The sequence below is a fragment of the Pelomonas sp. KK5 genome, assembly GCF_001984095.1.
Classification (GTDB): domain Bacteria; phylum Pseudomonadota; class Gammaproteobacteria; order Burkholderiales; family Burkholderiaceae_C; genus KK5.
This window is the reverse complement of sequence record NZ_LYVQ01000257.1, coordinates 1-8478: the sequence shown is the minus strand read 5'-3', so window position 1 is coordinate 8478 and position 8478 is coordinate 1. Positions and strand designations below refer to the sequence as shown.

Here is an 8478-nt window from a genome sequence, read left to right as displayed (position 1 = left end):
CCGTGGGACTGGGTCGCGCGCCACAGCGCCCCGCCGCCGGCGGCCACGACGAGCAGCGGCAGCAGCGCGGCCAGCGCCACCCGCTTCGGCGCCAGGCAGCGGCGGCCCAGCATCGGCGGCAGCTGCGCGCCGGCGCTGCGGCCGACCAGGATGCGGGTGCGCGAGCTGCCGGCGTCGATGGCGGCCGTCACCAGGAAGATCTCGAAGGGCCAGCCGCCGCCCTTGTCCAGCATGTCGTCGTCGATGGCGACGACGCGGTGCGGCCAGCTGGCATCGCCCGGGCTCACCGAATAGCCGTGGGCCTGGGCGAAGCGCGCCACCCGGCCGGCCGAGAGCTTCTCCAGGAAGCGCTCGCTGAAGGCGGGCCAGCTGCCCCCCGGGGCGCGCGGCGCGCGGCGCAGCAGCCGGGCCAGCAGGCCCGTGGGCTTGCCCGGCGCGGCCACGCCGGGCGGCGGGTCTTCCTGGTCGGCCAGCGCGTCCAGATGCGCGGCATTGGTGTTGGCGGCGACGGTGCTGTCCTCGCTGCCCCAGGCGGCCAGACTCTCGTCGGAGACGGCGTCGGTCAGGACAGGCTCCACCTGCATCGGCGGGCGGCTGTCGCGCATGAACGGCAGCGCCACGACGCCGATCGTGTGGACGTCGTAGATGCTGATGCGTTTGGCAAGCGGGTGGCGGTTGTGCCACTCGACGACTTGCTCGGGCAGGCGATCCATGCAGGCGTGGGAAGTGAGCCTCAATCGTGCATCGATTGTGCGCGCTACGGTCGTGCGATAAGCCCGGAGAAGAAGTCCCACATCAGCGCGTTGGCCGAGAGGGCCTGCGAGGGGGCGCCCTTGCCGGGCCGCATCGCCGGCGTGCCCGGCCAGGAGTGGCCGCCGCTGTCGGTCACGCACAGCGCCACCGGCGCGCCGCAGCCGGCGGCTTGCAGCTCGCAGCGGGCGCCGGGGCGCTCCAGCGTGCGCTGAACCTGGGCGTTAGCTGGGCAGCCGTTGCGTCGCGTCCAGCGCGAGATCGTCTCGGGCACCGAGGTGAACTCGGTCACCTGCGCCCGGTTCGGGAAGGCATTCGGGCCGGCGCCGCCGTCGAACAGCACATGGTCGTCGTCGCGGGCGTGGAACTCGATCACCGCGACGGGGCGGGCGGGGTGGCAGTCGACGGTGTTGTCGGTGCCGGCCACCGGTGCGATGGCGCTGAACAGGTCGGCTGCCTCGCAGCCCAGGCGCTGGGCCATCATGCCGCCGTTGGACATGCCGGTGGCCCAGATGCGCCGCGGGTCGACGGCCAGCTGGCCCTGCAGCTCGGCCACCACCGCGCGGATGAAGGCCACGTCGTCCACGCCCTGGTCACGCGCCTTGCCGCAGCAGCGGCCGGCGTTCCAGGTGGCCAGCCGGTCGCCGCCCAGCGCGCCGATGCCGTTGGGGAACACGGCGATGAAGCCGCGCTGCTCCGAGGCGTCGACGAGGCCGTAGTGCTCCGCCTGCAGGTTCATGTTGCCGCCGCCGCCATGCAGGGCCAGCAGCAGCGGCGCCGGCCGGGCCGGGTCGTAGCTGCGCGGCACATGGACGCGGTAGTGGCGCTCGCGCCCGCCGCTGTCGATGGTGCGGGTGTAGTCGCCGGGGCCGGCGATCGGCGCGGCACCGGCGGCCAGCGAGCAGATCAGCAAAAGAAGAAGCAGCGCGACGCGAGGCATGCGCCTCAGCTTACACGCCCGATCGCCGTGCCGCTGCCGCAATGCGCGCCCGCCTCGGCGCGGCGCTGCAGCCGGCCGGCCTGGGGGGCGAGGATCTGCGTCTCCATCTTCATCGCCTCGATCACCGCGATGGGTTCGCCGGCCGCGACGGTGGCGCCGTCTTCGGCCAGCCAGGCGAGCAAGGTGCCGCTCATCGGTGCAAGGACGGTCGATGGGTCCGCTTCCTCGGCGGCCGGCGCCGCTGCAGGCGCGGCCGTTGCCGCGCCGAGCAGCAGGTCGGGCGGCAGGCCCAGCATCACGCGCCGGCCGTCGATCTCGACTGCCACGCGGCGCAGCGTCGGCACGGGGTCAGGTCTTGCGGCGGCGGCCAGCGGCTCGCGGAACTCGGTCTCGATCCAGCGGGTGTGGACCTGGAAGTCGCTGCCCGCGAAGGCGGGCGCCTCGACCACCGCGCGATGGAAGGGCAGCACCGTCGGCACGCCATCGATGCGGAACTCGGCCAGCGCCCGCCGCGCCCGCGCCAGCGCCTGCTCGCGGGTGGCGCCGTGGACGACCAGCTTGGCCATCAGCGAGTCGAACTGGGCCGCGACCTGGCCGCCGCTCCTCACGCCGGCATCCACCCGCACGCCGGGGCCCGAGGGCGGCTCGAAGCGCGTCACCGGCCCGGGCGCGGGCAGGAAGCCGCGGCCCACGTCCTCGGCGTTGATGCGGAACTCGATCGCGTGGCCGATCGTCGCCGGCGCCTTGTCGAAGGACAGCGGCAGCCCGTCGGCCACGCGCAGCTGCTCGACCACCAGGTCCACGCCGCTGGTCAGCTCGGTGACCGGATGCTCCACCTGCAGCCGCGTGTTCACCTCCAGGAAGGAGATCGCGCCGCTGCGGCTCAGCAGGAACTCGACGGTGCCGGCGCCGACATAGCCGGCCTTGCGGCAGATCGCCTCCGCGGCCTCGACGATGCGCTGATTCTGATCGTTGGTGATGAACGGTGCGGGCGCCTCCTCGACCAGTTTCTGGTTGCGCCGCTGCAGCGAGCAGTCGCGCGTGCCGAGCACGACGACATGGCCCTGCGTGTCCGCGATCACCTGCGCCTCGACATGGCGCGGCTTGTCCAGGTACTGCTCGACGAAGCACTCGCCGCGGCCGAAGGCGGCGGTGGCCTCGCGCACGGCGGACTCGTACAGCTCCGCCACCTCGTCCATCTTCCAGGCCACCTTGAGCCCGCGGCCGCCGCCGCCGAAGGCCGCCTTGATCGCGATCGGCAGCCCATGCTGCGCGGCGAAGTCCAGCACCTGCTGCGCGTTGTCGACCGGACCCGGCGTGCCGGCCACCAGCGGCGCGCCGACGGCCAGCGCCAGCGTGCGGGCGGCCACCTTGTCGCCGAGCTGCTCGATGGCGGCGGGCGGCGGGCCGATCCAGGCGAGGCCGGCGCCGATGACCGCGCGGGCGAAGGCGGCGCTCTCGGAGAGGAAGCCGTAGCCGGGGTGGATGGCATCCGCGCCGCTGCGCTGCGCGACGGCGATCAGCTTGTCGATGGACAGGTAGGTGTCGGCGGGGCGCTCGCCTTCGAGGGCGAAGGCCTCGTCGGCCATCTCGACGTGCAGGGCCGTGGCATCGGCGTCGGCGTAGACGGCGACCGACTTCACGCCGTAGTCGCGGCAGGCGCGGGTAATGCGGACGGCGATTTCTCCCCGATTGGCGATGAGGACTTTCTTCATCATGGCGTGATCACCCGGAAACGAATGGAGGCCCCGGCCGGGATCTGCCCGGCCAGGTCGAGATGGTGGGCCGCGACGCAGGCGATCACCGGATAGCCGCCGGTGACCGGATGGTCGGCCAGGAACAGGACCGGCTGGCCGCTCGGCGGCACCTGCAGCGCGCCGGCGATCGTGCCCTCGCTGGGCAACTCGGCGCTGGCCAGATCGGAGCGGCGCTGCAGCGGCGCCCCGCCTTCGAGGCGCAGGCCGACGCGGTTGCTCTGCGGGGTGACGCGCCAGGTCTGGTTGCACAGCGCGGCGGCGTCGGCGAACCAGTCGTCGCGCGGGCCGGGGACCACGTCCAGCGTGATGGTCTCGCCTGCGGCCGGAGACGACGCAGGCGTGTCTGCCGAGCCCACCAGCCCGCCGCCCGGCAGCGCGGCGAGGCGGTCGCCCACGGCCAGCGGCGCCGGGCCGATGCCGGCCAGCATGTCGCGCGAGCGGCTGCCCAGCACGGCCGGCACGTCGAAGCCGCCGCGCACCGCCAGGTAGTTGCGCAGCCCGGCGCGGGGCTCGGCCAGGCGCAGCGTGTCGCCGGGTGCGAGGCTCAGCGGCGCGTGGCCCGAGGCAGGCAGGCGACGGCGCTGCGCATCGATCAGCTCGATGGCGGCATCGGCGCCGGTGATCGCGACGACCGTGTCGGCCAGGCACAGCAGCTCCAGCCCGCCGCCGGCGATCTCGATCGCCGCGGCGCCGGGGTCATTGCCGGCCAGCCGGTTGGCGGCCCGCAGCGCGCCGCGGTCCATCGCGCCGCTGGCCGACACGCCCTGGGCCGCCTGGCCCGCCCGGCCGAGATCCTGGAACAGCGCCTGCGCGCCGGTGCGGCGCACCTCGAACACGGAGGCGCCGCTGCCCGGGTCCCTGGAGGTAACGGGTTTCCTCGACGGGGTCGCCGCGGCTTCGGTCTCGGCGACGAAGCGCACCCGCTGCCCCGGCTGCAGCAGCGCCGGCCGCTCGCGGGACAGGTCCCACATCGGCGTGTCGGTGATGCCGATCAGCTGCCAGCCGCCCGGGCTGGCCTGCGGGTAGACGCCGCTGAAGCGCCCGGCCAGGCCCACCGCGCCGGCGGGGATGCGGGTGCGCGGGCTCTTGCGGCGCGGGATGTTGTCGAAGCTCGGATGGCCGCCGGTCAGGTAGGCGAAGCCCGGGGCGAAGCCGGTGAAGGCCACCGTGTACTCGGCGCCGGTGTGGCGGCGCACCAGTTCCTCGGGCGTGATGGCGAGCAGAGCGGCCAGCTCGGCGAGGTCTTCGCCGTCGTAGCGGACCGGGATCTCCACCAGCTCGCCGGCTGGCCGCGTGCCTTCGACAGGCTTCAGTTCGGCAAGGCGCCGCGCCAGGTCATCGAAGCCGATCAGGGCGCGGTCGAAGCTCAGCAGCAGCGTGCGGGCGGCGGGCACGATCTGCGTGATGCCGGCGATCGGGGCGGCGTCCAGCGCGGCCCACAGGGCCTGGGCCCGGGCGAGGTCGTCCAGCTCGACCAGCATCGCGTCGAGACCCGCGCGAAGGAAGCGCATCGCTGTCATGGCGCGCAGAACGAGCGGATGGCGATGCCGCTCGCCTCCAGCAAGGCGCGCAGCCGCCGCGCCATCTCGACCGCGCCCGGGCTGTCGCCGTGCACGCAGATCGACTCGGCCTGCAGGCGCACTTCGCTGCCGTCGACGGCGGTGATCACGCCCTCCCGAACAAAGCGCAGCATGCGCGCCGCGATCTCGTCCGGATCGTGCAGCACCGCGCCCGGCAGCGTGCGCGGCTGCAGGCTGCCGTCGGCGCGGTAGGCGCGGTCCGCGAAGGCCTCGGCCACGACGGTGAGCCCCGCATCGCGCGCCCAGCCGATCAGCGGCGAGCCGGCCAGCGCCAGCAGCGCGAGCGAGGGATCGATGGCCTTGATGGCGCTGATCACGTCGCGCGCCTGCTTCTCGTCGCGGGCGATGCGGTTGTACAGCGCGCCGTGCGGCTTCACGTAGCGCACGCGGGTGCCGGCCGCGGCGGCCAGGCCCTGCAGGGCGCCGATCTGGTAGATCACGTCGGCCTGCAGATCGGCGCTGCCGATCTCCATGTCGCGGCGGCCGAAGCCGGCCAGGTCGGGGTAGGCGACATGGGCGCCGACGACGGTGCCGCGCGAGGCGGCGGCCCTCAGCGTGGCCAGGATGCCGGCCGGGTCGCCGGCGTGGAAGCCGCAGGCGATGTTGGCGCTGCTGACGAGGGCGAGCATCGCCGCGTCGTCGCCCATGCGCCAGGCGCCGTAGCTCTCGCCGAGGTCGCTGTTGAGATCGATGCTGTGCATGGCTTACATCAGGAAGTAGAGCAGGACGATGTTCACGGCGAGCAGCGGCAGGGCGGTCGGGATCTGCGCGCGGATCACGGCATTCTTGTCCGGCAGCTCCAGCAGCGCGGCCGGCACGATGTTGAAGTTGGCCGCCATCGGCGTCATCAGCGTGCCGCAGTAGCCGGAGAGCATGCCGATCGCCGCCATCACGGCCGGGTTCGCATGGAACACGCCCACCAGCACCGGCACGCCGATGCCGCCGGTCATCACCGGGAATGCCGCGAAGCCGTTGCCCATGATGATGGTGAACAGCGCCATGCCGATCGCGTAGACCGCCACGGCCACGAAGCGCAGGTCCATGTTGATCGTGCTGGTCGCCACGTGGGCGACCGCCTTGCCGACGCCGGCGTCCGAGAACACCAGGCCCAGCATGCCCAGCATCTGCGGCAGCACCAGTGCCCAGCCCAGCGCCTCGGTCAGGCGGCGCGCCTCGCGCATGCCCTGCAGCGGCGTCTCTCGGGTCAGCCAGCAGGCCAGGCCCAGCGCGACGATGCAGCCGATGGCCAGGCTGATCAGCGTGGCGTTCTTCAGCTCCAGCAGCGGGGTGCCACCGAAGACGAGGGCGGGTGCCGACAAGGTGCCGATCATCGCCACGACCGGGATGGCCAGCGCGGGGACGAAGAGCTTGTTGCCGAGGCGCCTGGCGCTCTGCAGCAGCGCCGCGGCCGAGGGCTGCTCGTGCCGGCCGGCGCCGACGCCGCCGAAGCCGGCGATCAGCGCCATCGCCACGGCGGCACCGCCGACCCACTCGGGCGGCAGCTTGTCGCCGACCAGGAAGACCAGCGCATACAGGCCCCAGAAGGCGGCGCTGACGAAGCGGCGCGGATGCGTGCGGTCCATCGCCGTCATGCCGGCGATGACGGCCAGCACCAGGCCGACCAGGTAGAAGAGGGCGTTCAGTGTCAGCGTCATGGCTCAGGCTCCCTTGCCGGCGAGGGCGTGGCGCTCGGCGGCGATCGCGCTGAGTTCCGCCGTCAGCTGGCGATCCAGGCGCCGCAACCGCCAGGCGTGGATGCAGAAGGCGCAGACGGCCGTCGGGATGCCCCACAGCGCCACCTGCATCGGTGCCACCTCGATGCCGGCCTCGCGCAGGAAGGTGGTCATCAGCGCGATCGCGCCGAAGGCGACGAACATGTCCTCGCCGAAGAACAGGCCCACGTTGTCGGTGGCCGCCGCATAGGCGCGCAGCTTCAGGCGCTGGGCCTCGGGCAGCGCGTGGCCCAGCCGCGCCTCGGCGGCGCCCTCGGCCATCGGCGCGAGCAGCGGGCGCACCATCTGCGGATGGCCGCCCAGGCTGGTCAGGCCGATGGCGGCGCTGAGCTGGCGGGCGGCGAGGTAGACGATCAGCAGCCGGCCGACGGTGGCCGACTGGATGCGCGCGATCCAGTCCTGCGCATGCTGCTTCAGGCCGTGGCGCTCCAGCAGGCCGATCGCGGCCAGCGGCAGCAGCAGGATCAGCGGCAGGTTGCGCGTCTTCATGAAGCCGGTGCCGATCACGGCCAGGATCTTCTGCGGGCCGAAGCCGGCGGCCGCCGCGGTGACCAGCGCGGTGGCGACGACGACCAGCATCGGGTTGAAGCGCAGCACGAAGCCGGCCACGATGACCGCCACGCCGATCAGCGGCAGCAGCGGGACGGAAGAGACGTCGGGGACCATGGCTTGCTCCTGAAGATTGTTGAACAATCGTAGTAATCATGATCCACAAACGTAAAAGTTTGATTGGTGAAAACCCGGCCATGTCGCCGAAAGCAGGCATGGGACAGTTCAACGAAGATGACTGAAGTAGTTGCCACCACATTGGGCGAGCGCATCGCCGAGGAACTGCGCCGGCGCATCACCGCGGGCGAGTTCGGCCCCGGCGAGCGGCTGTCGGAGCAGGCGCTGGCGGAGAGCCTCTCGATCTCGCGCAACACGTTGCGCGAGGTCTTCCGCACGCTGACCAAGGACGGCCTGCTGAAGCACGAGCCCAACCGCGGCGTGTTCGTGGCCGTGCCGAGCATGGCGTCCATCATCGACATCTACCGCGTGCGGCGCATGGTCGAGTGCCAGGCGCTGGCCCAGGCCTATCCGCGCCACCCGGCCAAGAGGCGCATGCGCGAGGCGATCGACACCGCGCGCCGCTGCCGCGACAGGCAGGACTGGCAGGGCGCGGGCACGGCCAACATGTCCTTTCACCACGCCATCGTCGAGCTGGCCGACAGCGAGCGGCTCAACGCGATGTTCACGCAACTGCTGGCCGAGCTGCGGCTGGTGTTCGGCCTGCTGCGCGACGCTGAGTTCCTGCACGCGCCCTACGTGGACCGCAACGTCGAGATCCTGGAGCTGGCCGAGTCGGGCGAATTCGCGAAGGCCGCCGCCGCGCTGAACGACTACCTGGTGCACTCCGAGCGCATCGTGCTGGCGGTCTACGCCCGCCGCATCCAGGAGGGAGGACTGGCATGACACCGATCGAACTGCTGCGCTGGCAGCACGAGGGCTACCCGCAGTACCACCGCGCGCGCGCCAACCTGCTGCTGCACATCGTCGTCGTGCCGATGTTCCTGGCGGGCAATGTGGCGCTGGTCGCCGGGCTGCTGACGGCGGCCTGGTGGACGGCGCTAGGCGGCGCGGTGGCGATGCTGGTCTCCGTCATCGCCCAGGGCCGCGGCCATGCGATCGAGCCCACGCCCCCGGTGCCCTTCAGCGGGCCGGGGCAGGCGGTGCAGCGG

9 protein-coding genes are annotated in these 8478 nt (G+C 72.7%); 2 read left to right on the top strand and 7 right to left on the bottom strand.

What is annotated here, in order from left to right; all coding sequences use genetic code 11:
- From B0W88_RS27060 to B0W88_RS27030, 7 genes are all read right to left on the bottom strand, one after another.
- Window positions 1–713 (bottom strand): hypothetical protein (locus B0W88_RS27060; protein ID WP_158080954.1); only part of this gene is annotated, 713 nt, incomplete at its 3' end.
- Window positions 714–757: 44 nt separating this feature from the next.
- On the bottom strand, window positions 758–1690 hold the full coding sequence (locus B0W88_RS27055; protein WP_077037684.1) for a PHB depolymerase family esterase: 933 nt from the start codon (window positions 1688–1690) through the stop codon (window positions 758–760).
- A 5-nt stretch (window positions 1691–1695) separates the two neighbouring features.
- Complete coding sequence (locus B0W88_RS27050) at window positions 1696–3405, bottom strand: biotin carboxylase N-terminal domain-containing protein (protein WP_077037683.1); 1710 nt, start codon at window positions 3403–3405, stop codon at window positions 1696–1698.
- Window positions 3405–4958, bottom strand: coding sequence for a 5-oxoprolinase/urea amidolyase family protein (locus B0W88_RS27045; RefSeq protein WP_077037682.1), 1554 nt, complete (start codon window positions 4956–4958; stop codon window positions 3405–3407). The genes B0W88_RS27050 and B0W88_RS27045 overlap by 1 nt, the downstream gene beginning before the upstream one ends.
- Before the next feature lie 5 nt (window positions 4959–4963).
- Window positions 4964–5728 (bottom strand): LamB/YcsF family protein, encoded by a 765-nt coding sequence (locus B0W88_RS27040; RefSeq protein WP_077037681.1) that lies wholly within the window; start codon window positions 5726–5728, stop codon window positions 4964–4966.
- 3 nt (window positions 5729–5731) lie between these two features.
- On the bottom strand, window positions 5732–6682 hold the full coding sequence (locus B0W88_RS27035) for a DUF979 domain-containing protein (protein ID WP_077037680.1): 951 nt from the start codon (window positions 6680–6682) through the stop codon (window positions 5732–5734).
- 3 nt (window positions 6683–6685) lie between these two features.
- Window positions 6686–7426, bottom strand: a complete 741-nt coding sequence (locus tag B0W88_RS27030; RefSeq protein ID WP_077037679.1) for a DUF969 domain-containing protein — start codon at window positions 7424–7426, stop codon at window positions 6686–6688.
- Window positions 7427–7543: 117 nt separating this feature from the next.
- Here B0W88_RS27030 and B0W88_RS27025 point away from each other — a divergent pair, with 117 nt between their 5' ends.
- Together B0W88_RS27025 and B0W88_RS27020 are read left to right on the top strand one after the other, a co-directional pair.
- Entirely contained in the window at window positions 7544–8212 is a 669-nt protein-coding gene (locus B0W88_RS27025) for a GntR family transcriptional regulator (RefSeq protein WP_077037678.1), read from the top strand.
- Window positions 8209–8478 (top strand): Mpo1-like protein (locus tag B0W88_RS27020; protein WP_077037677.1); only part of this gene is annotated, 270 nt, incomplete at its 3' end. The genes B0W88_RS27025 and B0W88_RS27020, both read left to right, overlap by 4 nt.